Origin of the sequence: Roseovarius azorensis (assembly GCF_900109455.1) — a bacterium.
GTDB classification, from domain to species: Bacteria; Pseudomonadota; Alphaproteobacteria; order Rhodobacterales; family Rhodobacteraceae; genus Roseovarius; species Roseovarius azorensis.
In genome coordinates, this window is sequence record NZ_FOAG01000005.1 from 121,142 (window position 1) to 146,343 (window position 25,202).

Below are 25,202 nucleotides of genomic sequence, written 5' to 3' on the forward strand. Positions count from 1 at the left end.
TTGGTTAAGATAGGGTTTCCGAAATCCCGGCGAAAAGGATGTGCCGTGATCACCCTGCCCCGGACCGCACCCTTGGCGCGGCGCGCCTCTCTGGCCTCTTCCAGAGCGGTGTTTGCGCTGGTCCTGCGAGAAATGTCGACAACCTACGGGCGTTCACCGGGCGGCTATCTGTGGGCCATCGCGGAACCGGCGGCGGGTATAGTGCTCTTGACCCTGATCTTTTCGATCGGCTTTCGCGCACCGGCTCTGGGCACCAGTTTTGCGTTGTTCTACGCTGGCGGCATCCTGCCGTTCCTGATGTTTCTGGATATCTCGAACAAGCTGGGCCAGACCATACTGTTTTCGAAAAATCTGCTATCCTATCCGCGTATCACCTTTGTCGATGCTCTGCTGGCACGGCTCATTCTGAACACGCTGACGCAGTTGATGGTGCATTTCATCATCCTGCTTTTCATCGTCCACGCTTTGGACACCCATACCGTGCCGGACATGGGCAAGATCGCGACGGCCTATGGCATGGTGATCGCTCTGGCAGCGGGCGTTGGCACGCTCAACAGTTTCCTCACCGCCGCCTATCCGCTGTGGCAGACGATATGGGCGATCACGACCCGGCCGCTCTTTATCGTCTCGTGCATCTTCTTCATCTTCGAGGCGGTTCCGCGGCCCTATGCGGATTATCTGTGGTTCAATCCTCTGGTGCATGTGGTTGGTCAGATGCGAGACGGGTATTTTCCGTTTTACCACCCCAGCCATGTCTCGGCGATCTATGTGCTGGGCCTGTCCGCGATCTGCCTGATTTCCGGCCTGTTGCTGCTGCGCCGCTTTCACCGCGACGCGCTGCTCAAATGAATGATGCCGCTGCGGCATCCCGCCGGCATCTCACAGCCATGACGCCGGCGGGTCGATCCCCAGTTCCGCGATCTCGGCCTTGATGCGCGCGACGTCGTCGGCGACCAATGCCGGGAAAAAATCAGGCATCCCGACCCTGGCGCTTTCGGTAAAGCGGCGCTCTAGCAGCCATCTCGGATAGTCGAACGGCTGCAATCCGAGAAACGATTCGACCGCGCGGATCGCACCAAGGTTGTCCGCCTCGATGTCGTCGTAGAACATGACCTTGCGAGAGCTTTCCGGCAACGCCGCGTAGAGGTTTCTGAGAACCCGACCATATTCCGCATTCACCCATATGTGGTCCTGCCTGAGATAGGCGTTATAGTCTTGCGCGCCCCAGCCCGCCAGAAGATCAAGTTTCCCGTTGAACTGAAGGTCGAACTTCATATGGCTCCAGAGCCGCTTGACCGGATCGCGCATGGTGTAGAGGACGCGCAGATCATCTGTCCTTGACGCGATCTGCTGCCAGGCCTCGGCTGGCAGAAGAGCGTTGAGGTTGGAAAAGTCGCAGGCGAACCTCTCGTGCGATCGCATGTCAAACAGGTTGCGATACCAGAAATCGTCCACCGGGCGATCCAGATAGGCGCAGACCCATTGCAGATTTCGCCTCACCATGTCCGGATTTGCGGTTTCCGGGTCAAACCGCAGGATATAGTCGTTGCGCGTATTCTGAAGCCGGCGCACATCGCTCAACGTCGAGCGGTCAACATAACGATGATAAAAATAATGGATTTCCTTTTCGATCGGGCAGTTCAGCTCCGGATGGCGCCTGAGTACGGCATTCAACCATGTCGTTCCGGCCTTCATCGCTCCTATGCTGAGAAACAGGTTCCCGAATACGCCACCTTCAACCATCGCCTTGCCGCCCTCCGATACGTGATTGTTGCCGGCCCACAGCTATACACGCCAAAGTTGAAACGCCTAGACGGCAGAGAACACAAATCCTTGTCATCGTGCATTTTCTGACGGGATTTCAGAGGTGACGCTTTTTTTCACGACCGCTTCGGGCTATCAGCGGAACAGCAGGCATTTTCTGCACCGATGCGACGGTCGAAGGTATCAGGAGACGGAATGACAGCCCCAATCACACCAGTCATCCTCTGTGGCGGGTCCGGCACCCGTCTGTGGCCGCTGTCGCGCAAGAGCTATCCCAAGCAGTTCGTGTCGATGATCGGCGAGGGCAGCCTCTTTCAGCAATCCGCCATCCGCTGTTCGGGGCAGATGTTTGCTGCCCCTGTTGTGGTCACCAATTCCGACTTCCGTTTTATCGTGACCCAACAGCTTGCCGATGTCGGTATCGACCCCGGCAAGGTGCTGATCGAACCAGAGGCGCGCAACACCGCGCCGGCACTTCTGGCCGCCGCTCTGGTCGTGGCGGGGGACGATCCCGATGCGCTGATCCTCGCCGCGCCATCGGATCACTATATCGAAGAGGTGGACACTTTTCGCGCCACGGTGACGCGCGGGATCGAAGCGGCGGAGGCAGGCCGGATCGTTACCTTCGGCATCAGGCCCGACCGGGCCGAAACCGGCTATGGGTATCTTGAACTTGACGCCGCTTCCGGCTCGGCTGAGACTATTCCGTTGCGGCGTTTTGTCGAGAAACCGGAGCTGAAGCACGCCCGGGAGATGCTGGCCACCGGCAGTTTCATGTGGAATTCCGGGATATTCCTCTATTCCGCCGCCGTGCTCATCGCCGCCTTCGAAACCCATGCACCGGAAATACTGGCGCAGGTGCGCACTGCCGTCAGCGGTGCAACCCCCGATCTGGGATTCCTTCGTCTCGCACCCGAGCCATGGTCGGGCTGCGCAGACATTTCGATTGACTATGCGATCATGGAGAAATCCGATCGCCTTTCGGTTGCCGTGCATGAGGGCGACTGGTCTGACCTTGGCGGCTGGGAATCGGTGCGTCAGCACAGCGACGCCGATTCGCAGGGACTGGTCATCACCGGCCCGGTCACGGCGGTGGATTGCGTCAACACGCTCTTGCGCGCCGAGGCGGGCGGGCAGCATCTGGTGGGGCTCGGCCTGCGCGACATCGTGGCCATCGCGATGCCAGACGCGGTACTGGTGGCCGACCGGAACCGGGTTCACGACGTCGGCACGCTGGTCAGGACACTGCGCAACGAGGGTGTGGCGCAGGCCGACACCTTTCCCAAGGACCACCGGCCCTGGGGCTTTTTCGAGACGCTCATTCTGGGCGAGCGGTTCCAGGTCAAACGCATCGTGGTCAACCCCGGCGCGGCGCTCAGCCTGCAAAGCCATGTCCACCGCGCCGAGCACTGGATCGTCGTGCAAGGCACCGCACGGGTGACCGTCGACAACGAAATCAGACTGGTTTCGGAAAACCAGTCGGTGTTCATCCCGCTGGGCGCGGTGCATCGGATGGAGAACCCCGGCAAGGTGCCGATGGAGTTGATCGAGGTGCAGACCGGCATCTACCTGGGCGAGGATGACATCATCCGTTACGAGGATGTCTATGCGCGCGGTCAGGGGGCGAGGGGTTAGCGCAGCAGCCCTTTCAGATAGCGCCCGTAATCGTTCTTCTGGAACTGCCCGGCGCGTTCCGTCAGATCATCGTCGCTGATCCAGCCCTGATTATGCGCGATCTCGTCAAGGCATCCGGTCTGCAATCCCTGCCGCTCCTGCAACGTGCGGACGAAATTGCCCGCGTCGAGCAGGCTGGCATGGGTGCCGGTATCGAGCCAGGCATAGCCGCGCCCCATGCGCTTGACCGTCAGCCTGCCCGCCTTGAGATACATTTCCAGAAGCGAGGTGATCTCAAGCTCGCCGCGCGCCGAGGGCTTCACCGCGCGCGCCAGCCGCGACGCCTCGCCATCGAGGAAGTAGAGCCCCGTCACCGCATAGTTCGACGGCGGCACCGCCGGTTTCTCGATGATCTCGCGGGCGCGTCCCTCGGAATCGAAATCCACGACACCATAGCGCTCGGGATCCGCCACGTGATAACCAAATACCGTCCCGCCCGTGTCCTGCGCATCCGCTTCGGCCAGCAGTTCGGGCAGACCGTGACCGAAAAAGATGTTGTCGCCAAGCACCATCGCCGAGGGCGCCCCGGCCAGAAACTCCTCGGCCAGCAGATAGGCCTGCGCCAGCCCGTCGGGCGAGGGCTGCGAGATATAGCTCAGCGACAGGCCCCATTGGCTGCCGTCTCCCAGCATGCGGCGGAACTGGTCCTGATCCTGCGGCGTGGTGATCATCGCGATCTCGCGGATGCCCGCCAGCATCAGCACCGAAATCGGATAGTAGATCATCGGCTTGTCATAGATCGGCAAGAGCTGTTTCGACAGCCCCATGGTGATCGGATAGAGCCGTGTGCCCGATCCGCCTGCCAGAATGATGCCCTTGCGCTTGCCCATCTCCGCCCCTTTTCAATGACTGTTCAATTGTCCCAGACAGGCGCGCAGACCCGCGCGCCAGTCCGGTCGCCCGATCCCGAACACGTCGCGCGTGCTCTGACAATCCAGCCGTGAATTGAGCGGACGCGCCGCAGGTGTCGGATAGTCCGCGGTCGCAATGCCGGCGATCGTCACGCGCCGGTCGGTCTCAGCGAAAATCGCCTCGGCAAAGCCCTTCCAGCTGATATCCGGCGCACCGGAAAAATGATAGGTGCCGGATTTGCCCGGATCGGACAAAAGCTGATCCGCGATGGCAAGGCAGGCTCCCGCAATATCCGCCGCGAGGGTGGGGCCACCGATCTGATCCTCGACGATACCGAGTGCATCGCGTGTTTCGCTTAGGCGCAGCATGGTTTTCACAAAGTTCGCGCCGTGCGTCGAAAACACCCATGAGGTGCGCAGGATCGCATGCGTCCCAGCCGCCGCGCGCACCGCCTCTTCGCCCGCGCATTTGCTGCGTCCATAGGCGTTCTGCGGCGCGGTCGGATCGCTTGGCCGCCACGGCGCGCTGCCGCTGCCGTCAAAAACGTAATCGGTCGAGATGTGGACGAACGGGATACCCAATCCGGCGCAGGTGCGTGCCATCGCGCCGGGCGCCGCGCCGTTGATGCGTGTGGCCAGCGGCTCTTCTTGCTCGGCGCGGTCCACGACGGTATAGGCGGCGGCATTGATCACGGCATGCGGACCATGCGCCCGGATCGCATCGGCGCAGGCGTCGGGATCGCCTAGGTCCGCCTGCTCGCGGCTCAGGAACACGGCGTCAGGGACCAACCGCGCCAGTTCCATGGCCACCTGGCCGGTTCTACCAAAAACCAACAGGGTCATGCCGCGCTCTCCCGGTTTTGCCCTGGCTCTGCCGGATCATATCCGAAGCGCTCGAAATCCCGCGCATGCAACCGTCCGATAAGATCCCGCGCCTTTGGCGTGATGCGCGGCGCACGCGGGGTCTGGCCCAGAATCTTCAACCGCCGCGCCAGCACGTTCCGCGCAGGAATGAGATCGGGCAGGTTCCGCCCCGGCAGCATCCCGCGCAGCCAAGCCACAAGCGGCTCCAGCCCATCCTCCAGCCGAAAGACTGTCGCCCCATCCGGCACGAACGCATCCATTGGCCGCGTATGTCCGTCATAGCGCCGATGCAGCGCCTCACCCGCCTCAGCCAGCCCTCTGAGCCAACGGGCAAAGCCGATGCTCTGCGGAATGCGCCGCTCGATATCGCGCTGGAACTGATAGACCGAGGCCAGCCGCCCCACCGGATGACGCACCACCGTGAATGCGGCATCAAAGAACCCCGCCGGAAAGAGCCGCGCAAGACTGGCCGCATCCACATGCTGCGGCGATGTCACGCTCCATCGCGCCTCGGCGGGCAGTTTGCCGAATGCCGGGTCGAGCAAGGCCAGCGGTCCGCAATGATCCGACAGATACTGCTCGATCGCGGTGCCCGCGCATTTGGGGACATGCGCGAAATAGATCAGGCGTCCGTCGCAGCGCAGGATCGGCATGTCAGACCACGCCCACGCGCGTGCCGACACCCTCGACCGCAAGCAGAGGTCGCCACCAGCCCTCGTTCGCCAGATACCAGTTCACGGTCTTCTCCAGCCCCTCCTCGACCGTGACCGAGGGTTTCCAGCCCAGTTCGCGGCTGATCCGCGCAGGATCGATCGCATAGCGCGCATCATGCCCGGGGCGATCCGGGACAAACGCGATGAAATCGCGATAGCGCCCCTGCGCACGCGGCCGCCTGACATCGAGAAGATCACAGATGGCATGCACCAGATCAATATTGCGCCGCTCGTTATAACCGCCCACGTTGTAGCTGCGCCCCGGCACGCCCTTTTCGACGGCCAGCAACAGGGCATCGGCATGGTCCTCGACATAGAGCCAGTCGCGCACGTTCTCGCCCTGTCCGTAGACCGGGATCGTCTTGCCCTGCAGGGCGTTGAGGATCGCCTTGGGGATCAGCTTTTCGGGGAAATGGAAGGGGCCGTAATTGTTCGAGCAATTGGTCAGCACCACCGGCAGGCCATAGGTGTGAAACCACGCCCGCGCCAGATGATCCGAAGCCGCCTTGGAGGCCGAATAGGGACTGCGCGGGTCATATGGCGTGTCCTCTGTGAATAGCCCCTCGCGGCCAAGCGATCCATAAACCTCATCGGTCGAGATATGGTGGAAACGAAACGCCTCCGCCCGCCCAGAGCGCAGCCAGTGAGCGCGCGCCGCCTCAAGCATGTTGTAGGTGCCGGTGATGTTGGTCCCGACAAACGCGCCGGGGCCATCGATCGAGCGGTCAACATGGCTCTCGGCGGCCAGATGCATCACGGCATCGGGCGCATGGGCGACAAACAGCCGTTCCATCGCCGCGCGATCGCGGATATCGGCCTGCTCGAAACGATAGAGCGGGTTGCCTGCTACCTCGGCCACATTTTCCAGCCGTCCAGCATAGGTGAGCGCGTCCACGTTCACCACCTGATGCCCGCGCGCCACCGCCAGCCGCACCACCGCGGAACCGATAAAGCCGCAGCCGCCTGTCACCAGAATCTTCATGTGCGCACCTCATGGATGAACGGGCTGTCGAAATCCCGGAACAGGGGGGCGGTGCGATCCTTGTCCGACAGGATCGCCTCGCCTTTCAGCCGCCAGTCGATCGCCAGATCAGGATCGTCGAACCGCACCGCCCCATCGCAATCGGGGGCATAGTAATCGCTGCATTTGTAACAGATTTCCGTATCGGGTTCGCGCGTGACGAATCCGTGCAGGAAACCCTCGGGGATCAGCAGTTGACGGCCATTCTCGAAGCTCAGCTCATACCCCACCCATTTGCCATAGGTCGGGCTGCCCCGCCGGATATCGACCGCCACATCGAACAGGCACCCGCGCCCGCAGCGCACCAGCTTGGCCTGCGCATGTGGCGGGGACTGGAAATGCAGCCCCCGCACCGTGCCCGCCTGCGCCGAGAGCGAGTGATTGTCCTGCACAAAGTCGATCCCGATTCCGTGCTGCGCCAGTGTCCTGCGATTCCAGCTTTCCGAGAAAAACCCGCGCGCATCGCCAAACCGCGCAGGTTCCAGCAAGAGAACGCCCGGCAGACCCGTTTCGGAAACCTTCATCGGCAATCTCCGTAAAATACGATGCTTCGGCTTTAGCAAGCACCCGCCGGTTTGTCACGGCTGCGTCGGCATTTCATCCGGGATAGCTGAAAATCCTATTAAAATCCGAGAGTCCTTTCAAAGGAATGCCACATTCCGATCACACCCGGAGGATCAGCATGAGGCACCCTGACAGACACGATGGGGATCGTCTGGTGTGTTGGGGGGGTATCGCAGTGGTTCGGGTCAATCTGACAAGTCCGGGGGCCGCGCATGCGGATCAGGAAGGGGCCTTTGTCGGCCTGACCGATATCATGGTCATAGAGGGGCCCGGCGGGCCGCTCATCGCCGCCGCGACCCGCGGCGCGGGCTGGCTGAGCCTGCTCACACCCGGCGCCATGCCCGGCGAGACCCGTGTCACCGGCAGTTGGGCGCTGGATGACCGGTTGCTGCAGCTGGAGACCACCAATCTGTTGGTACATCAGGACGGGGCCGGGACACATCTTTTTCTGGCCGGGCTGAACTCTGCGCCGTTGCTTGGCCTCAACCTGACCACCGGAGGCCCGTTGCAGAGCCTCAACCTCGGCAGCCTTGATGCGGCAAATCTGGCAGAGATGATCAAACTCGGCGGGCTCACCTCGGGGACCGCGCTGGCGGCGCTGCGCAGTGGCGGGCTGGCGTCCACAAAACCGGCAGCAGTTCAGTTGTTGATTTCGCCGATAATCTCGTTGCGGCACAACTGCTCAATTTCCAGCCTTACGATCTGTTGCGTGGAGGATAGAGCGTCATGCGAGCGCTTCAGCCCATTAAGGACAGAATAATCCGTCATATCCTTGAGGACTTCGGTCATCCATTGATGTGATTCCGGCTTTCTCAAGTTCGCCTCCCAAGTTATATGCTTACGCAATCATATTCTTTCGGTTGTAACGTTAAGACACTGCTTGCTAACAATTCGTTAAAAGCTTGTAACAATTCGTTGAAAGCTTGAACCGTGGAATGACCTCGTTAAAAATGGGGGATTACCCGCGACACTGAGCCAACCAAGAGCGCGATCTTTAGCGAGGATTGACTCGGCGTTTACCGGAAACCACGGCGGCTATTCCAAACTTTAACTTTTCAAATCCGAGGTATTAACGCGTGGTGAACTATTTGGCCGCAGATTAATGATCGGGTGAGTGAGTAAGTAAGTGTTTCCCTTTTTCTCTTCAGATAATGCAAAAGCTTCAAGTTTGAAGGTCGGGAAATTCATTAAGGCAGGAGAATCTGCCAGCACATAAGAACAGAATCCAAAGGCAATTAGCTCTCCACCTAAGTTTGCCCTTTAGGGCTTTGTTTAGTGTGGGAGCAGTGTCGTGAATAAAGACCTTTTCTTCGACCTTAGAACGGAAACCCTTTCCAAAACCGATGGACCCATCGCAAGCTCCGCATTGGGTGCCGAGTTTCTAGGGTGGGAATTTTTCTCCAATTTTGAGAGCCGCCACGAAGTCGTCGGATTTGACCACATAAGATGGCCGGGAGGCATTCCCGTTGAAGAAGGAATAAATATCGACAACAGCCCGGATGGCTCGCGCGAGATCGTCTTCGACCTGACATTTGAAAACCTTGTCAAATGGGACCGTGACATATCCGATGGCCTGACTGGTGCACCAGTGCCACGAGAGGGCCTCCGGGAAGTGATGAGCTTCGCCGTTGAAAACGATGCCAGTTTTGCCATGATTGCGCCGACCGTGCCATACATCGAAGCTGCTTTCGCAGATCACGATCAAGGGTTGGAATGGGCGAGGCAGGATATTCGACTCTTCGCAACAAGGTTGCTGAATGGTGATTTCGGCCCATTGCCCAAGGAGTTTGTCCTCGAAATAGGGTCTGAGTACTATGCCCTTCCAATCTGGCAGGACAACTTTCTGCAACCAGGCGTTGATGTAGCTAGAACAGTTGGCGATGTCTTCGCCGCAATGGTTGATGAACTTAATCAAGTCTTGCAAGACCCGATGTTGAATCCCACGGATTACGACGTCAATATTGCCGTCCAGATCGGAAGGTTTGCTTCCCGAGACGATGATCCGGCTAGGGGATTTGACGACAATGGCGTCATAAACGGAGGGTGGGGGGAATACGCCGACAATCTGGATTTCATTGCGGCCCTGCAGGACGTGGGAGCCCTTGATGCCATTGACTCATTAATTTGGCATCGTTACGTCCCGAATTTCTGGGGAATAGAGCGCGGCCTTTCGGATCCGGTGAATGGTAGAACGCTCTCAGATGTTACTGATCTTTGGGAAAGTGCCTCGGGACGGGAGCTCAGCCTGATTGTCGGACACCTTTCACCGGCGGCTCAAGGTGACCAGGATATAGAGTTTCATGCTCCGGGTTTGACAAATATCCTCCAACTCACAACAACGCTGTTATCCGAAGGAATGGATTATGGCACAATTTTCGGACTCGGATTTGGAACTGACGGATCATTGGGTTTTCAGAATGTGATCTTTCTGGGTGGACAGCTATACACATTGATGGCGGAAAGCCTGCCGGGCATGTATATCCATGATGGTTTTCAGAACAACACCTCGCCCGTTGAGACAATTTGGGAAGGAGGACAGGTTTCGAAGGAATTTCTTCGAGTGGACGATAGCGTAAATTCATACGTCTTCGAGAACGAAGATTTAGTAGTAATCTTTCTTGTTGCCAAGGATTTTGAGGCCGAAACGCTCGACTACACGCTCCATTTCAACGAGAGCTTTGATAACGTAAGCATAACCCGTCTTTTTGACACTGGTAATCAGTTCTTCAATCCAACCACAGGGCACTTAATTGGACATATTGGTGAGATAGTTCACGAAACCGATATTTCAATTAGGAAATCAGGCGCCGGTTCCGATCTGGATATCACATTCAACCATGACTACGAGATTATACGCATAACTTTAGATCGACGTGTTGTTGACATACATGAGGGCACATCCGGGAATGATTTGTTCAGGATCAACCATCAGGATGATCAAATCATCAACTCAGGTGAGGGCGAAGATACCGTTCAGAGTTCGGTGAGTTTTGACCTCCGTGAACACTCGAACGGAACGGACATAGAAACTCTCCACCTTCTCGGATCGAAAAACCTAGTCGGCATCGGAAATGCTTCTGATAACATTATAGTAGGGAATTCCGGGAACAACTTATTGAAAGGACTTGGGGGAGACGACATCATCAATGGCAAGGCCGGAGACGATACCCTCCTTGGAGGAGGGGGTAATGATCTTTTGTTTGGCGGGCATGGATCCGATGAACTCTTCGGCAGCGAAGGAAATGACACTCTTGAAGGGGGCGAAAACAATGACACGCTCTATGGTGGCGCGGGGGATGATGTTCTCAAGGGAGGTGCCGGTGTTGATTTTCTAAGCGGTGGCGCAGGCGCTGACAGATTTGTCATTAATGCCGGAAGTGCAGGCGGGGATATTATACTGGATTTTGTCTTCGGTGACGATGTTATTGATATTTCAGCTTGGCCAGCGCGGTCATTTGACGAACTTCTGATATTCTGGACTTCCGGTCGCCTATTCGTTCAGGACAACTACGGAAGTAACTTTTTCATAGAGGGTTTGCATGAGAGTGCCGTTGAACTGATCTCGCAAGACGATTTCGTATTCTCGGGTACTCCACCAAACAGCGATCACGTTAGCGACGGCGGCCCCGTTCAAACCGAACCCCCTTTCGCCGAACAAGATCATCTGGACTCAAAAATCCTCAAAGGCACGTCTGGAGATGATATTTTCTTCGTCGATGCAACAGATATTAAGATCATCGATGCAGGAGACGGCCAAGATACAGTGCGAAGTCTTGTAAATTTTACACTACGGAAACATTCGACAGGTGACGATATTGAGCACTTGGAACTCCTGGGTACCCATGACCTCATTGGTGTGGGCAACGCACTGGACAATCTCATCATCGGAAATTCCGGAAACAATCACTTAAGCGGCGTTTGGGGCAACGACACATTATTTGGTGGGGCTGGAAATGACACATTACTGGGTGTGAACGGCAATGACGTTCTTTCGGGCGGAGAAGGTCATGATCGACTTTATGGTGGAAGCGGAAACGACACTCTTTTCGGAGACACTGGAGATGATTTCCTCGAAGGAGGAACAGGCCTCGATATGCTCTTCGGCGGGGATGGCGATGACACGCTCGACGGCGGCGCGCAGGCCGATATTTTACAAGGCGACTTGGGCAATGACCTTCTTTTCGGTGGCGACGGCGATGACACGCTGTTTGGCGGGGATGGGTTTGACACGCTTCATGGCGGTGCGGGCAACGACCGCCTGGAAGGCGGAGAAGGCCCGGGCCTCCTGTTCGGCAGCGCGGGCAATGACACGCTGTCCGGCGGATCCGGGCCGGATGATCTGTATGGCGAGGATGGCAATGACATCCTGATGGGACGCGAGGGCAATGACCGACTGTTTGGCGGCGCGGGCGCGGATCGCCTGATCGGCGGGAACGGTCGCGACCGGCTGTTCGGCGGCGAGGGCAACGATACGCTCGAAGGCGGCGGCGGGTTCGATTTCCTCGACGGCGGCGAGGGTGACGACCTGATGTTCGGTGGCGATCAGGCCGACCGGATGCTGGGCGGGCCGGGCCAGGACACTATGTTTGGCGGAAACGGCGATGACCGGATGCTGGGCGGCGACGGAAATGACGTGATGCATGGCGATGACGGGCGCGACCGGATGCTGGGCGAGGCCGACAACGATCTGATGTTCGGCGGTCGGGGCGACGACACGCTGCGCGGCGGCGACGGGGACGACACGCTTTATGGCGATGCGGGAAATGATCTTCTGATCGGCGGCACCGGGCGCGACCTGATTCATGGCGGTGACGGCAACGATATCCTGCGCGGCAATGGCGGCTTTGACACCCTCTTTGGCGGCGAGGGCAATGATTTCATCGCCGGGGGCGCGCAGGCCGATCAGCTGTTTGGCGGCCCCGGCAATGACACGCTCGACGGCGGCAGCGGATTCGACACGCTTGATGGCGGCGAGGGGAATGACCTGCTGACCGGCGGGTTCAACGCCGATACATTCATCTTTGCCGACGGGCACGGGACCGACACGATCACCGATTTCGAGGCCGCCAACAACGCGGAAAAGATAGACTTCAGCGGGTTGTCGACGCTGGGCGACATCGCCTCGGTGCTTGCCGTCTCGTTCCAGATCGGGGCGGATGTGCTGATCGACACCGGCGGCGGCAACTCCATCCTGCTCCAGAATGTCCTGCTGAACGATCTCGACGCCAATGACTTCATCTTCTGATCGGGCAATCCGCCACCCTCGCGGAACAACTTTTGCATGTGCGTCACACGCCGCACTCTTTTCAGGCGGGCCGACAACATCTAGGAATATCTGGCCGGGCCGACCGACCGACTGCCTGCCACGGCCCGTTCGCTGCAACCGTTTCAGGAAATCCCATCATGGCCCCCTCTGCATCCAGGAAAAGAAGCTTCATCCTCAGCGAGGGGAAACGCCCCGGCACCGACGATCCGCAGCGAACCTATGTGATCTTCGGCATGCCGCGCGGCGGCACGACGATGGTGGCGGGTGTCGCTGCTCTGCTGGGTCTCGATATCGGACAGGATCTGCCCCGCAATCTAGAGGATCCCGCCTTCAATCTCGATGTGCAGCACGGAACCTACGAGACCAAACTTGCCAGCATCCGGCGGACCATCGCCTGGCGCAACACCGAACAGCTGGTCTGGGGTTGGAAATTCCCGAATGCCGCCCGCTATCTGCCAAAGCTTGCCGACGATATCGCAAACCCTCACCTGATCATCGTTTTCCGCGATTTCCCCGCTGAAAGCTATCGGATGCACGACCACAAGGGTGGCTCGATCGAGGATCTTCTGGGCACCTACATCCGGCGGCTGCGCCAGATCAAGGAGGTGATCGCGCTCTACAAATGCCCCAAGATGTTTCTCAGCTACGAGAAATGCATCGCGGAACCGGATCATTTCATCGACGAATTACGCGCCTTTCTTGGCACCACGCCGCCCGGTCCAGAGGCGCACGCGCAGATCAAGGCTTTCATGAATCCCGGAAGTTACAAGGATCTCGGCGCGTTCACCTGATCCGTGTCGGTCTTGATCGCGGTATCCCTACTGATCGTTGCCAACCGCCACACTGAACAGCGCCCGTGCCTCATCCGCCGTATATCGACCCAGCCGCACATCCTCGGCCACCGCTTGCGGATCGCGCGCGGCGGGATCGCCATAGCCGCCACCGCCGGGCGTGCGCACATGCACACGGTCGCCCGCCGAGAGAGGGATATCCTGCTCCTTGGACAGATGCACAGGCGTATAGGCCACCCCGCCACGCCACACCGTGACCTCGTTGACCGCGCCGTCAGACCCGCCCAGCACACCCTGCGGGCCAAAGCGGCCGTGATCCATCACGAAACTTGCCCGCGCGGTGCCGCGCCGCAGTTCGACCTCGTAATCCAGACCGAACCCGCCGCGATACCGACCCGCTCCACCCGATCCCTCGCGCAGCGCATAGCGGTGATAAAGCACCGGATAGGCCTGCTCCATGATCTCCACAGGCGGGGCCTTGGAAATACCGATGGTCGAGCAACCATTGCTCAACCCATCGCCAGAGGCAGACCCGCCATAGCCCCCGCCCGAGAGCTGATACATGACGAAATCGCGCCCCCGCTGCGGATCGTGCCCGCCCAGCGCAAAATTGCCCGAGGTGCCCGCCGGGGCCGCCGTCACCCGGTCGGGCAGCGCAGCAACGAGCGCGGCAAAAACCGCCTCGGCGATCCGCTGGCTGACCTCTGCCGCGCAACCCGAGACGGGGCGCGGATACTGCGCGTCCAGAAACGTGCCCTCGATGCCGGTGACACGCAGCGGCTCGAACGCGCCCGCGCTGATCGGCACCTCGGGAAAGATGTGGCGCATGGCCAGATAGACCGAAGAAAGCGTCGTGGCGCGCACCGAGTTCATCGGACCCATGCAGGGCGCGCTCGATCCGGTGAAATCGAATATCAGATCATCACCGCTGCGCGTCACGCTAAGGCGGATTTCGAGCGGTTCATTGACCACCCCATCGCTGTCTATCCAAGCCACACCCCGATGCGAACCCGCGCCCATATCCCTGATGAAACTGCGCATCTGCGCCGCCGCGCGGGCGCGCAATTCGGCAATCGCCTCCGCCACCACATCTTCGCCATAGCGATCCAGCAGCGCATCGAGCCGCGCCGCGCCTAGGTCGAGCGCCGCCGCCTGCGCCTTGACATCGCCGATGCGCTGATCGGCTACCCGGATATTGGAACAGATGATCGCGTAGATCTCTGCATCCATCTGCCCTTGTTTGAACAGCTTGACCGGCGGCAGACGCAGTCCCTCCTGTTCCACCGCAGTGGCCGAGGCCGAGAACCCGCCGGGCACAGCTCCCCCTGTATCGGGCCAGTGGCCGGTATTCGACAACCAGCACCACAGACGCCCCGCCCGGTAATAGGGCCGGGCAAAGCGCACATCCATCAGATGTGTGCCGCCCAGATAGGGATCGTTGACGATATAGATATCGCCCGGCTCCGGCGCGCCGACCTGTCCCGCGGCAATCATCCCGATCAGAGTCCGCGTCGAATACTGCATCGTCCCGACAAAGACCGGCAGTCCACCTGCGCCCTGTGCGATCAGTGACCCGTCATCGGCGGAATAGATGCCGTCCGAGCGGTCGTTCGCCTCGGCGATCACCGGCGAGAAAGCAGCGCGGGAAAACGCCAGGTCCATCTCGTCACAGACCTGTTGCAGGCCCGCCTGAATGACCGAGAGGGTAATGGGATCAAGCGGCATCCGGTCCTCCGATCCCGATCAGAATATTGCCATGCGCATCGCCGGTGGCCCGGTCCTGCGCGCCGATCAGCGTGGTGGTGTCCATCTGCTCGATCACCGCCGGGCCCCGCAGTTCGAACTCGCGCGGCAGGTGATCACGCCAATAGACCGATACCTCCCGCCAACCACCACCTATGTAAACCCGCCGCCGTGCGGTTTCGGCCTCCGCCAACGTCGCGCAACGGCCCGAAGGGTCGATTAGCGTTGACAGATCCAGCGGCGGGCGCATTCCGATAACCGAACAGTTGGCATTGACCAGATTTACGCGGATATCGTCCAGACGAACGCGAAAGCGCCTGAAATACACCTCTTCAAACAGCGCTTGCAAGGTTGCGCGGTCCACCTCCGATCCCGGCAGATCGACCCGTAACAGATGGGTCTGCCCGGCGAACTGCATATCCACCGAGTAGAGCAGACGCCGTCCGGCCAATGCCACGCGCTCGGCGTCGATCAGGCGCTCGCCCTCGACCCGTTGCACGTTGAACACGGCGGCCAGTTCCCCCTCGGCCAGACTGTCCAGCGGGCGGTTGAGCGTGCGCACGAAATCATGCCGCAGATCGGCCACGACACAGCCGATGGCGTTGGTCAGGCCGGGGCGTGCAGGCACCAGAACGCGCGGCACCCCCAGTTCGCGCGCCAGATCTGCGGCATGCAGCGGCCCCGCACCGCCGAATGCAAACAATGCGAAATCGCGAGGATCAGCCCCCAGCGACAACGAGACCATGCGAATGGCCCCGGCCATTCTGGTGTTGGCGAGGCGAATGACCGCCTCGGCCGCCTGCGTCACATCAAGACCCAGAGGCGACGCCAGCCTTTCGTCAAAGACCGCCGCCACGACATCGCGCGTGACGCTGCCCCGCGCGACCCATCGCGCCGGATCGAGTCGGCCAAGCAGCAGGTTGGCGTCCGATATCGTTGGCTCCGTCCCGCCGCGCCCATAGCAGACCGGGCCGGGATCGGCCCCCGCGCTTTCCGGGCCCACCTCAAGCAGACCGGCGGCATTGACCCGCGCGATGGATCCGCCACCTGCGCCGACCGTGCGCACATCGACCATCGGCACATGGATGGGCAGCGCATGGTCGATCTCGATCTCGTTCGACACTGCCGGCTCAGCGCCGCGAACCAGCGCCACATCGGTAGAGGTGCCGCCCATGTCATAGGTGATAAGGTTCTCCACCCCCGCCACGCGCCCGGTATAGGCCGCCGCCATGACCCCCGAGGCAGGTCCAGACATCACCGTCTTGGCCGCCTCCGTCGCCACGCTGCGGGCCGAGACCATGCCGCCATTGCTGGTCATCACCAGCACATCGCGCCCGTAGCCGCCTGCTGCCAGATCCTGCGTCAGCCGTTCCAGATACCGCGCCAGAATGGGTTGCACGCTCGCATTGACCGCCGCCGTCACACCGCGTTCGAATTCACGGCTTTCCGACAGGATCGCATGGCCCAGCGTGATATGCGCATTGGGCCAGATCGTCGCCAGCACCTCGCCCGCGCGCCGTTCATGCGCAGGATTGGCATAGGCGTGCAGGAAATGCACCACGACCGAGACGCAGCCCGCCGCCAGCAGGGTGCGCCCCGCCGCCAGCACCGCCGCCTCATCCAGCGGCGTGACCACCTGCCCTGCGGCATCCATGCGTTCGGGCACCTCAAGCCGCAGATCGCGCGGGATGACCGGCACGAACTGCCCGGTCATGCCATAGGGCTGCGGTCGGGTGCGACGGCCCAGCTCCAGCACGTCGCGAAACCCCATCGTGGTGATCAGCCCGGTGCGCGCCATCTTGCGCTCCAGCACCGCATTTGTGGTGGTCGTCGTGCCATGCACGATGAGATCCAGCGCCGCCGGATCCGCACCCGCCGCCCCCAGCGCCGCCATCACCCCACCGGCCTGATTGTCCGGCGTCGAGGGCACCTTGGCCAGCCGCACGGCACCCGTAGCGGGATCGAGTGCCAGCAGATCGGTGAACGTGCCGCCCACGTCGATCCCCGCCACCTGACCGCTCTGCCGCCGATCCATCCCGCCATCCCTGCGCCCTTTTTCCCCAGCTTGGCGAGACCCGCCCAAAAGTCAACGCAAGAGGGTGCGAAACGCAAAACGGCCCCGCGGAGAGCGGGGCCGTTTCGATTTCCGGCAGTCCCCCGGAGGGTTACTTGTCGCCCTTGAGGGCCGCGCCAAGGATATCGCCCAGCGAGGCGCCCGAGTCGGACGAACCATACTGTTCGACTGCCTCTTTTTCCTCGGCAATCTCGCGTGCCTTGATCGAAAGACCCAGTTTGCGGGTCTTGGCGTCGACATTGGTCACCCGCGCATCGACCTTGTCACCGACCGAGAACCGCTCGGGGCGCTGCTCGGAGCGGTCACGCGACAGATCCGACCGGCGGATAAAGGACTTCATGCCCTCGTATTCCACCTCGATCCCGCCATCCTCGATCGCCGTCACCGTCACGGTGATCACGGAGCCACGTTTAACGCCGCCCACGGCCTCGGAGAACTTGTCGCCGCCAAGTGCCTTGATCGAAAGCGAAATGCGCTCTTTCTCGACGTCGACCTCGGAGACGATGGCGCGAACCACATCGCCTTTCTTGTAGTTCTGGATTGCATCTTCGCCACGCTCGTCCCAGCTCAGATCGCTGAGATGGACCATACCGTCGATATCGCCTTCCATACCGATGAACAGGCCGAATTCGGTGATGTTCTTGACCTCGCCCTCGACCTCGGTGCCCTCGGGATGGGTCTCGGCAAAAACCTCCCACGGGTTGCGCATGGTCTGCTTGAGGCCCAGGCTGACGCGCCGCTTGGCACCGTCGATTTCCAGCACCATGACTTCAACCTCTTGCGAGGTCGAAACGATCTTGCCGGGATGCACGTTCTTCTTCGTCCAGGACATTTCCGAGACGTGAACCAGACCCTCGACACCCGGCTCCAGCTCGACAAAAGCACCGTAATCGGTGATGTTGGTGACCCGTCCGGTATGCACCGATTCGAGCGGATACTTGGCAGCGACCACATCCCACGGATCTTCCTGCAGCTGCTTCATGCCAAGGCTGATACGGTGGGTATCCTTGTTGATCTTGATGACCTGCACCTTGACGGTTTCGCCGATCGACAGGATCTCCGACGGGTGGTTGACCCGGCGCCATGCCATGTCGGTGACATGCAAGAGACCGTCCACACCACCCAGATCGACGAAGGCGCCGTATTCGGTGATGTTCTTGACCACACCATCAACGGTCTGGCCTTCGGTCAGGTTGCCGATCACCTCGGCGCGCTGTTCGGCGCGGCTTTCTTCGAGGATGGCGCGACGCGACACGACAATATTACCCCGACGACGATCCATCTTGAGGATCTGGAATGGCTGTTTCAAACCCATCAGCGGGCCAGCATCACGCACCGGGCGCACATCCACCTGTGAACCGGGCAGGAACGCCACGGCGCCGCCCAGATCGACGGTAAAACCACCCTTGACACGGCCAAAGATCGCGCCATCGACACGCTCTTCGTCGGCATAGGCTTTTTCGAGACGGTCCCACGCCTCTTCACGGCGGGCCATCTCGCGGCTGATCACGGCCTCGCCACGTGAATTCTCTGCGGAGCGCAGAAACACCTCGACTTCGTCACCGACAGAAATGTCGGGGGTCTCGCCGGGATTTGCAAATTCTTTCAGATCAACGCGGCCTTCCATCTTGTAGCCGACGTCGATGATGGCTTGGCCCGCTTCGATCGCGATGACCTTGCCCTTGACAACAGACCCTTCCTCAGGCGTGTCCATTTCGAAGCTTTCGTTCAGGAGGGCTTCGAATTCCTCCATGGATGTATGTTGAGCCATGTGGTCTCTGGTTTCCTTTTTAGCGGTTTTCTGGCCGTGCGGTTGTCTCCGCCGGTCTTGAGGGGTTTCGTTGGTCGGGCGGGTCACAAAACAAAGAGGGCCGGTGGTCCCGACCCTGCTCGATCTCTTTTGTTCTATGGCCTTGTTCGCCTTGTTGACAGAGGCGCGTATACAGGGCCGCCGCGGCATAATCAACCCTGTCTCGCGCAGGAACGTATCGTCTCAATTCACAGCCGGATTTGTCACTGGCATGTTTCGCGTGACAGTTCACCATCGGGCATGACGGTATTGCACAAAATCGCGCCCTCGAACCGCGCGCCGCTGGTATCGGCACCCTTGAGCCGCGCGCCCGAAAGATCCGCACCACGAAAATCGGCATCCTGCATCGAAGCGCCGACGAATGTCGCCGCCCTTAGTGTGGCATTGCGGAAATCGGCACGGTCAATCCGGGCCTCGTCAAGCTGCGCCAGAAAGAGATCGGCGGCGGAAAAGTCGCTATCCTCCATTCTTGCCCCGGTCAGATTTGCCCCAGCCAGTTTCGCCCCGGAATACGCGCCATTGCGCAGATCACAGCCGGGACAGGATCCGGTAGTGTTCAACTCATCGGCATCGGCCAATGCTGGCGCGGCCAGTGCCAGCACAACCGCCGCAAGAACGGTTTTCATCGTCGCCTCCTTTGCGTCAGGCGGTTCCTGACCGGGGGCCGATATGCCCCCGGCTGATCCATGTGGCACTATTGGGTGTCTGTCTCCATCGCCTGAACCCGTTTGGTAATCCTCTGGTTCAGGGCCTGATCTTCGCTCGCGGCCTGAGCGATCTCAAGATACCGATCCATGGTCATCCCCTCGGTCCGCTCGACCACATCGACAATCTCGGCATTCGCCTCCTCGACGACCGCGGCCTGTTGGTCCTCTGATTCCGCGCTCTGCAGGACGGGTGTGTATTTTTCCCGCACGCCTGCCACACCGATGAGCGCGGCGGTGAACGCATCCAGTTCCTCTGCCGAATAACTTTCGGCGGTCTGTGCGGCAACCGCCTGCGGGGTCAGCGCGGCCATGGGGGCCGCGACAAGGGCAAGCGTGACGGCGGTGGTGGTGGCTTTCAAGGTCGATCGGAAGGGCATGGCGCCTCCTTTTTTTGACTATCGGTTTGCAGCAACAGGCATGACCTGCTGCATAAAAACCTAAGGCCCATGCCGCAGCACGCAACCGGCTGCGCGGAATCCCGCCGGAAAGGCATCCCTCTAACGCTTTGCGGCAGCCACGATTGCGATGGCCTGCGCTACCGCCTCTTCGATCGACATCGTGGAGGTATCGAGCATCAGCGCATCCTTCGCCGGCTTGAGAGGCGCTGCGGCGCGGGCGCTGTCGCGGGCATCGCGCTGGCGCAGATCCTCGGCCACCTCGGCGAGGGTTACATCCTGACCCTTTCCGGTCAGTTCCCGGTGCCGCCGCCGCGCCCGCTCGGCATCGCTTGCCGTGACATAGATCTTGACCTCGGCCTCTGGGCAGATCACCGTCCCTATATCGCGGCCATCGAGCACCGCGCCGCCCACACGCCGGGCAAAGGCGCGCTGAAAATCCAGCAGCGCCTGCCGCACCTCCGGAATCGCGGCAACACGGCTCGCGGCCTGCCCCACCTCGGACGTGCGCAGATCATCCGCTTCCAGATCCTCGACACCCAGAGACAGCGCCGCCGCGACCGGATCGGCGCCGGCAAGCATCCGGCGCCCGGTCGCACGATAGAGCAACCCCGTATCGAGATGGGCAAATCCGAAATGCGCCGCGAGAGCCCGGCCGATCGTGCCCTTGCCCGCCGCCGCCGGCCCGTCGATCGCGATGGTAAATGCCATGACCGCCTCTCTTCTCTCCGGGCCACTTGCTAGCCCATCCCCGCCCCTGCCTCAAGCACCGCTTGACGGGAACGCGCGGCCAAGGCATCACAGCAGCATGGTGATTTACAAGATCCTACGCGCCGCTGAATGGGCCGACTTGCGCAACCATGGCGAGAACGCGGGCTCAGCCGTCGATCGCGCCGATGGCTTCGTGCATTTCTCGACCCTCGAACAGGCTCCCGAAACCGCCGCGCGGCATTTCGCGGGCGAGGACGGGCTGATGCTGGTGGCGGTAGAGACCGACCGCCTCGGAGAGGCCCTGAAATGGGAGCCGTCACGCGGCGGTGCGCTGTTTCCGCATCTCTATCGCGACCTGCTGCTGTCGGATGTGATCTGGGCCCAGCCGCTGCCGCTGGTCGCGGGGACGCACGCCTTCCCTGCGGGACTTGAATGACGTTGCTTGAGCGCGCGGGCCTCGCCGCGCTGCACCGGCTTGACCCGGAAACCGCGCATGGTCTGGCGCTGCGGGCCCTGCGCCTCGGGCTGACCCCCCGACCGGGGCCCTTTACGACAGCACGCCTCAAAACCGATCTGGCGGGGCTGCGTCTGCCCAACCCGGTAGGCCTCGCAGCAGGCTTTGACAAGAACGCCGAGGCGCTTGCGCCGCTCAGCCGCGCGGGTTTCGGATTCATCGAGGTGGGCGCCGTTACCCCCCGCGCACAGCCGGGCAATCCCCGCCCGCGTCTGTTTCGCCTGGGTGAGGATGCCGCAGTCATCAACCGCTTCGGCTTCAACAACGCGGGGATGGAGACCGCCGCCGCGCGTCTGGCCCGCCGCCCGCAGGATGCGGTGATCGGACTCAACCTGGGGGCCAACAAGGACAGCGTCGACCGCGCCGAGGATTTCGCCCGCGTCCTCGCGCATTGCGGCGCGCATCTCGATTTCGCCACGGTCAACGTCAGCAGCCCCAATACGGAGCGCCTGCGCGACCTGCAGGGAGCCGAGGCGCTCGGCGGCCTGCTCAGGGGCGTGATGGAGGCGCGCGACTGGCTGCCGCAACCGATTCCGGTATTTCTGAAGATCGCCCCCGACCTCAGCGATACCGAGCTTTCAGAGATCGCCGATGTCGCCCGCACCTCCGGCCTCAGCGGAATCATCGCCACCAATACCACACTCTCGCGCGAGGGGCTGACAAGCGCGATGCGGGATCAGGCGGGGGGATTGTCGGGCCAGCCGCTCTTTGAAAAGTCGACGCGCGTGCTGGCGCGGTTATCGCAACTGACGGGCGGGGATATCCCGCTGATCGGCGTCGGTGGCATTGCCAGCGCCGATCAGGCCTATGCCAAGATCCGCGCCGGAGCCTCTGCCGTGCAACTCTATTCGGCGCTGGTCTATCGGGGGCTGTCGTTAGTGGGCGAAATCGCACGCGGGCTTGATGCCCTGTTGGAGCGGGACGGGTTCGGGAATGTGGCCGAGGCGGTGGGCACGGGGCGCGAGGCTTGGCTGTGAGGGGCCGGCGGTCTCAGAGTGGTCATTGCCCACGTCTTAGAAGCCGTGCGGCCGCTGGATCGGGGACTGGCGAAGCGACGATTGTAGCTGTCATTTTATCCAGCAATATCCGTATGACTCCGTAGTGTTGCGCTACACCTCCAAATCGCCAGGCCGCGGAACGGCCCAGCGATCGCTCGGCTCTTATTCCCCCTCAACAGTTCGGCACATTCACCGCCAGACCGCCCAGTGAGGTTTCCTTGTATTTCTCGCTCATGTCCGCGCCGGTCTGACGCATGGTCTCTATGCAGGCGTCGAGCGGCACCAGATGTGTGCCGTCGCCGCGCAACGCCAATGAGGCCGCAGACACCGCCTTGATCGCGCCCAGGCCGTTGCGCTCGATACAGGGCACCTGCACAAGACCGCGAACCGGATCGCAGGTCATGCCAAGGTGATGCTCGAGCGCGATCTCGGCGGCATTCTCGATCTGTGCGGGCGTGCCGCCCAGCACGGCACATAGCCCCGCCGCGCCCATAGCGGCGGCAGAGCCGACCTCGGCCTGACATCCCGCCTCGGCACCGGAAATCGAGGCGTTGTATTTCACCAGCCCGCCAATCGCGGCGGCGGTGAGCAGGAATTCCTCGACCTGCCCCTCATGCGCGCCCGGCACATGCTCCAGCCAGTATTTGATCACCGCCGGCACCACCCCCGCCGCGCCGTTGGTCGGCGCGGTCACCACCTGCCCGCCGGCGGCGTTTTCCTCGTTGACCGCCATCGCATAGGCGCTCATCCAGTCGTTGATCTTGTGCGGAGCGTTCAGGTTGGTGCCGCGCTCGGCAATCAGCGCGTCGCGGATACCCTTGGCCCGACGTTTGACGTTCAGCCCGCCGGGCAGGGTTCCTTCCGCATTCAGCCCGCGCTCGATACAGTCGTTCATCACCTGCCAGATTCGCGCCACGCCGCTGCGCAGATTGTCATGCCCGCCGCGCGCGATCTCATTGGCGCGCTTCATTTCCGCGATGCTCTTGCCGGAATGTTCGGCCATTTCCAGCATCTCGGCGGCAGACTTGAACGGATAGGGCACGGGCGGGCCGTTGTCGGTGTTCTTGCCCGCAGCCAGTTCCGCCTCGGTCATCACGAAACCGCCACCAATGGAATAGTAGGTTTCCTGCAGGATGACATCGCCCTGCGCATCGGTGGCCATCAGGATCATGCCATTGGCATGGCCGGGCAGATTGGGGCCGAAATCAAAGATCAGATCTTCCTTTGGATGGAATTTCAGTTCTGACAGACCGGGCGGCGTGACCCGATGGGTTTCGCGAATCCGATCCAGCACCTCCTCGGCGCGCTCATGATCGTAGGTCTCCGGCAGGAACCCGGCGAGGCCCAGAACGGTGGCGCGGTCGCTGGCATGGCCGATGCCGGTAAATGCAAGGCTGCCATGCAGCGAGCCCTTTAGTCCCGCATATTGAAACGGGGCCGCACGCATCTTGTCGAGAAAGCGCGCGGCGGCAACCATCGGCCCCATCGTATGCGACGAGGACGGACCGATGCCCACCTTGAACATCTCGAAAACGGATAGAAACATCGTCGCGCTCCCTGTTTGCGGGTCTTATCGCCGCACCCCTTCAGACCTACTTGTCCGAAAGCGACGCTTCAAGGGCGCGTGCTTGCCATCTGCGCCGGTCAGATCGCGCTGCCCTCGGGCGGATCGGGCCACGATGGCGCGGTAAACGGTGTCTTTCCCAACCCCTCGGCCCGGATCGCCGCGCGCAGCGGCGCCCCCGCCTCCAGCCGTTCCAGCATGGCGTGCAGACGTGGCCAGCCGCGCGTCTCGTATCCGCCCCGCGCCCCCTCGGGATAGATCGCCCGCCAGCGCATCAGGCACGCAAGGTAATAGTCAAGCACCGAGGCGTGATCCGCCGCGAACCACGGTGCGGCGCGGGTCTCGATCATGTCCAGATACTCGGAGAACCGCGCCTGCATCTGCGCGCGCAGCATCGCCTGCGCCCCTGCATCGCCGCCGACATACTGACCCGGATAAAAGGTCATGCGCAGACAGGAATGCACCGTATTGGATAGGAAAAACAGCCATTTCAGGAAATCGCCGCGCGTCGGCGCGTCCGTGCCCGGTGCAAGCCTTCCGTGCCGGTCCACCAGCCAGAGCAGGATCGCGCCGGTTTCGAACATCACCCCGTCAGGCGTTTCCAGCACCGGGATCAGCCCGTTGGGATTGAGCGCCAGATAGCCGGGCGATCTCTGAGCGCGCGCGGCGCGATCGACCAGCACGGTCCCGTAGGGCACGCCCAGATCCTCCAGCACCAGCCGGATAATCAGCGAGGCATTGTCGGGCGCATAATGCAGACGGTAGTGGCTCACGCCGCACCCTTGGCCCGCCGCGCCCTGGGCTGTTGCCCGAAAGCCACCGCCGTCAGCCCTTTTCCCCCACATTCTCGGCAAAGGCGGTCCTGAAGGCCGCCTGCTGCTCTGCGCTCGCATCAGTCTGATTCTGTGCGCGCCAGTCATCATAGGGCATACCGTAGAATACCTCGCGCGCAGCGTCCTTGGACATCTCGATGCCGCGCTCGTCGGCCGCTTCCTGATACCAGCGGCTCAGACAGTTGCGGCAGAACCCGGCAAGGTTCATCATGTCGATATTCTGCACATCCGCGCGCTTTTCCATCAGATGATGGCGCAGGGCGCGAAAGGCCGCCGCTTCTAGTTCGATCCTCGTCTGATCGTCCATGCTCTCTCTCCTCTTTCAGCCCCAAGATGAGGTCAGCA

General features: G+C 61.3%; 22 protein-coding genes. 7 read left to right on the top strand and 15 right to left on the bottom strand.

Annotated elements, in window-relative coordinates:
- The first annotated feature begins 45 nt into the window (after positions 1 to 45).
- Positions 46 to 849: an ABC transporter permease gene (locus BSG08_RS09225; protein ID WP_245770645.1), complete on the top strand. Its 804-nt coding sequence runs from the start codon at positions 46 to 48 to the stop codon at positions 847 to 849.
- Between the two features lie 30 nt (positions 850 to 879).
- Here the strand turns inward: BSG08_RS09225 and BSG08_RS09230 are convergent, their stop codons facing one another.
- Entirely contained in the window at positions 880 to 1,743 is an 864-nt protein-coding gene (locus BSG08_RS09230) for a sulfotransferase (RefSeq protein ID WP_093035535.1), read from the bottom strand.
- A gap of 216 nt (positions 1,744 to 1,959) precedes the next feature.
- Here BSG08_RS09230 and BSG08_RS09235 point away from each other — a divergent pair, with 216 nt between their 5' ends.
- Complete coding sequence (locus tag BSG08_RS09235) at positions 1,960 to 3,399, top strand: mannose-1-phosphate guanylyltransferase/mannose-6-phosphate isomerase (protein WP_093035537.1); 1,440 nt, start codon at positions 1,960 to 1,962, stop codon at positions 3,397 to 3,399.
- On the opposite strand, the gene rfbA is transcribed toward BSG08_RS09235, so the two are convergent.
- From rfbA to rfbC, 5 genes are read right to left on the bottom strand one after another with little or no spacing between them, the layout of a single operon-like run.
- A complete protein-coding gene (gene rfbA / locus BSG08_RS09240) occupies positions 3,396 to 4,268 on the bottom strand; it encodes a glucose-1-phosphate thymidylyltransferase RfbA (protein ID WP_093035541.1) in 873 nt (290 codons plus the stop codon). The genes BSG08_RS09235 and rfbA overlap by 4 nt on opposite strands.
- 12 nt (positions 4,269 to 4,280) lie before the next feature.
- A complete protein-coding gene (gene rfbD / locus BSG08_RS09245) occupies positions 4,281 to 5,132 on the bottom strand; it encodes a dTDP-4-dehydrorhamnose reductase (protein WP_093035544.1) in 852 nt (283 codons plus the stop codon).
- Positions 5,129 to 5,806, bottom strand: coding sequence for a sulfotransferase family 2 domain-containing protein (locus tag BSG08_RS09250; RefSeq protein WP_093035547.1), 678 nt, complete (start codon positions 5,804 to 5,806; stop codon positions 5,129 to 5,131). Before BSG08_RS09250 ends, rfbD begins: the two co-directional genes overlap by 4 nt.
- Before the next feature lies 1 nt (position 5,807).
- Complete coding sequence (rfbB, locus tag BSG08_RS09255; protein WP_093035550.1) at positions 5,808 to 6,848, bottom strand: dTDP-glucose 4,6-dehydratase; 1,041 nt, start codon at positions 6,846 to 6,848, stop codon at positions 5,808 to 5,810.
- The gene (gene rfbC / locus BSG08_RS09260; protein ID WP_093035553.1) at positions 6,845 to 7,411 is read right to left on the bottom strand and encodes a dTDP-4-dehydrorhamnose 3,5-epimerase; all 567 of its coding nucleotides are present in this window, start codon (positions 7,409 to 7,411) and stop codon (positions 6,845 to 6,847) included. Before rfbC ends, rfbB begins: the two co-directional genes overlap by 4 nt.
- A gap of 158 nt (positions 7,412 to 7,569) precedes the next feature.
- Here rfbC and BSG08_RS09265 point away from each other — a divergent pair, with 158 nt between their 5' ends.
- The 3 genes from BSG08_RS09265 to BSG08_RS09275 all read left to right on the top strand — a co-directional run bounded on the left by BSG08_RS09265 (position 7,570) and on the right by BSG08_RS09275 (position 13,508).
- Entirely contained in the window at positions 7,570 to 8,211 is a 642-nt protein-coding gene (locus BSG08_RS09265) for a hypothetical protein (RefSeq protein WP_139274551.1), read from the top strand.
- Between the two features lie 531 nt (positions 8,212 to 8,742).
- On the top strand, positions 8,743 to 12,696 hold the full coding sequence (locus BSG08_RS09270; protein ID WP_139274552.1) for a calcium-binding protein: 3,954 nt from the start codon (positions 8,743 to 8,745) through the stop codon (positions 12,694 to 12,696).
- Positions 12,697 to 12,854: 158 nt separating this feature from the next.
- The gene (locus BSG08_RS09275) at positions 12,855 to 13,508 is read left to right on the top strand and encodes a hypothetical protein (protein ID WP_093035563.1); all 654 of its coding nucleotides are present in this window, start codon (positions 12,855 to 12,857) and stop codon (positions 13,506 to 13,508) included.
- A gap of 27 nt (positions 13,509 to 13,535) precedes the next feature.
- Here BSG08_RS09275 and BSG08_RS09280 read toward each other — a convergent pair whose 3' ends face one another.
- The 6 genes from BSG08_RS09280 to cmk form a co-directional block, all read right to left on the bottom strand.
- On the bottom strand, positions 13,536 to 15,233 hold the full coding sequence (locus BSG08_RS09280; RefSeq protein ID WP_093035565.1) for a hydantoinase B/oxoprolinase family protein: 1,698 nt from the start codon (positions 15,231 to 15,233) through the stop codon (positions 13,536 to 13,538).
- Complete coding sequence (locus BSG08_RS09285; protein ID WP_093035568.1) at positions 15,223 to 17,286, bottom strand: hydantoinase/oxoprolinase family protein; 2,064 nt, start codon at positions 17,284 to 17,286, stop codon at positions 15,223 to 15,225. Before BSG08_RS09285 ends, BSG08_RS09280 begins: the two co-directional genes overlap by 11 nt.
- Before the next feature lie 130 nt (positions 17,287 to 17,416).
- Positions 17,417 to 19,285 (bottom strand): 30S ribosomal protein S1, encoded by a 1,869-nt coding sequence (gene rpsA / locus BSG08_RS09290; RefSeq protein WP_281248269.1) that lies wholly within the window; start codon positions 19,283 to 19,285, stop codon positions 17,417 to 17,419.
- A gap of 53 nt (positions 19,286 to 19,338) precedes the next feature.
- Positions 19,339 to 19,761 carry a pentapeptide repeat-containing protein gene (locus BSG08_RS09295; RefSeq protein ID WP_093035574.1) on the bottom strand — a complete coding sequence of 141 codons (423 nt, stop codon included), beginning with the start codon at positions 19,759 to 19,761 and terminating at the stop codon, positions 19,339 to 19,341.
- 68 nt (positions 19,762 to 19,829) lie between these two features.
- Positions 19,830 to 20,219, bottom strand: a complete 390-nt coding sequence (locus tag BSG08_RS09300; protein WP_093035577.1) for a DUF4168 domain-containing protein — start codon at positions 20,217 to 20,219, stop codon at positions 19,830 to 19,832.
- A 120-nt stretch (positions 20,220 to 20,339) separates the two neighbouring features.
- Positions 20,340 to 20,948 carry a (d)CMP kinase gene (gene cmk / locus BSG08_RS09305; RefSeq protein WP_093035580.1) on the bottom strand — a complete coding sequence of 203 codons (609 nt, stop codon included), beginning with the start codon at positions 20,946 to 20,948 and terminating at the stop codon, positions 20,340 to 20,342.
- Positions 20,949 to 21,045: 97 nt separating this feature from the next.
- Between cmk and BSG08_RS09310 the strand changes: the two genes are divergently transcribed.
- Positions 21,046 to 21,384 (top strand): DUF952 domain-containing protein, encoded by a 339-nt coding sequence (locus BSG08_RS09310; RefSeq protein ID WP_093035583.1) that lies wholly within the window; start codon positions 21,046 to 21,048, stop codon positions 21,382 to 21,384.
- Positions 21,381 to 22,439 carry a quinone-dependent dihydroorotate dehydrogenase gene (locus tag BSG08_RS09315; protein ID WP_093035586.1) on the top strand — a complete coding sequence of 353 codons (1,059 nt, stop codon included), beginning with the start codon at positions 21,381 to 21,383 and terminating at the stop codon, positions 22,437 to 22,439. The genes BSG08_RS09310 and BSG08_RS09315 overlap by 4 nt, the downstream gene beginning before the upstream one ends.
- A 193-nt stretch (positions 22,440 to 22,632) precedes the next feature.
- Here BSG08_RS09315 and BSG08_RS09320 read toward each other — a convergent pair whose 3' ends face one another.
- The 3 genes from BSG08_RS09320 to BSG08_RS09330 form a co-directional block, all read right to left on the bottom strand.
- Positions 22,633 to 24,006 carry an L-serine ammonia-lyase gene (locus BSG08_RS09320; RefSeq protein ID WP_093035589.1) on the bottom strand — a complete coding sequence of 458 codons (1,374 nt, stop codon included), beginning with the start codon at positions 24,004 to 24,006 and terminating at the stop codon, positions 22,633 to 22,635.
- A gap of 98 nt (positions 24,007 to 24,104) precedes the next feature.
- A complete protein-coding gene (locus BSG08_RS09325) occupies positions 24,105 to 24,797 on the bottom strand; it encodes a glutathione S-transferase family protein (RefSeq protein ID WP_245770646.1) in 693 nt (230 codons plus the stop codon).
- Between the two features lie 52 nt (positions 24,798 to 24,849).
- On the bottom strand, positions 24,850 to 25,164 hold the full coding sequence (locus BSG08_RS09330; protein ID WP_093035595.1) for a DUF1244 domain-containing protein: 315 nt from the start codon (positions 25,162 to 25,164) through the stop codon (positions 24,850 to 24,852).
- Positions 25,165 to 25,202 lie beyond the last annotated feature (38 nt).

Coding starts and splice junctions, on each gene's coding strand:
- BSG08_RS09310 (WP_093035583.1), top strand. CDS start 21,046: ATGGTGATTTACAAGATCCTACGCGCCGCTGAATGGGCCGACTTGCGC.
- rfbA (WP_093035541.1), bottom strand. CDS start 4,268: ATGGGCAAGCGCAAGGGCATCATTCTGGCAGGCGGATCGGGCACACGG.
- BSG08_RS09315 (WP_093035586.1), top strand. CDS start 21,381: ATGACGTTGCTTGAGCGCGCGGGCCTCGCCGCGCTGCACCGGCTTGAC.
- rpsA (WP_281248269.1), bottom strand. CDS start 19,285: ATGCCGCGGCGGCCCTGTATACGCGCCTCTGTCAACAAGGCGAACAAG.
- BSG08_RS09280 (WP_093035565.1), bottom strand. CDS start 15,233: ATGCCGCTTGATCCCATTACCCTCTCGGTCATTCAGGCGGGCCTGCAA.
- BSG08_RS09230 (WP_093035535.1), bottom strand. CDS start 1,743: ATGGTTGAAGGTGGCGTATTCGGGAACCTGTTTCTCAGCATAGGAGCG.
- BSG08_RS09330 (WP_093035595.1), bottom strand. CDS start 25,164: ATGGACGATCAGACGAGGATCGAACTAGAAGCGGCGGCCTTTCGCGCC.
- BSG08_RS09295 (WP_093035574.1), bottom strand. CDS start 19,761: ATGAAAACCGTTCTTGCGGCGGTTGTGCTGGCACTGGCCGCGCCAGCA.
- rfbB (WP_093035550.1), bottom strand. CDS start 6,848: ATGAAGATTCTGGTGACAGGCGGCTGCGGCTTTATCGGTTCCGCGGTG.
- BSG08_RS09285 (WP_093035568.1), bottom strand. CDS start 17,286: ATGGATCGGCGGCAGAGCGGTCAGGTGGCGGGGATCGACGTGGGCGGC.
- BSG08_RS09320 (WP_093035589.1), bottom strand. CDS start 24,006: ATGTTTCTATCCGTTTTCGAGATGTTCAAGGTGGGCATCGGTCCGTCC.
- rfbD (WP_093035544.1), bottom strand. CDS start 5,132: ATGACCCTGTTGGTTTTTGGTAGAACCGGCCAGGTGGCCATGGAACTG.
- cmk (WP_093035580.1), bottom strand. CDS start 20,948: ATGGCATTTACCATCGCGATCGACGGGCCGGCGGCGGCGGGCAAGGGC.
- BSG08_RS09265 (WP_139274551.1), top strand. CDS start 7,570: ATGAGGCACCCTGACAGACACGATGGGGATCGTCTGGTGTGTTGGGGG.
- BSG08_RS09235 (WP_093035537.1), top strand. CDS start 1,960: ATGACAGCCCCAATCACACCAGTCATCCTCTGTGGCGGGTCCGGCACC.
- BSG08_RS09300 (WP_093035577.1), bottom strand. CDS start 20,219: ATGCCCTTCCGATCGACCTTGAAAGCCACCACCACCGCCGTCACGCTT.
- rfbC (WP_093035553.1), bottom strand. CDS start 7,411: ATGAAGGTTTCCGAAACGGGTCTGCCGGGCGTTCTCTTGCTGGAACCT.
- BSG08_RS09250 (WP_093035547.1), bottom strand. CDS start 5,806: ATGCCGATCCTGCGCTGCGACGGACGCCTGATCTATTTCGCGCATGTC.
- BSG08_RS09275 (WP_093035563.1), top strand. CDS start 12,855: ATGGCCCCCTCTGCATCCAGGAAAAGAAGCTTCATCCTCAGCGAGGGG.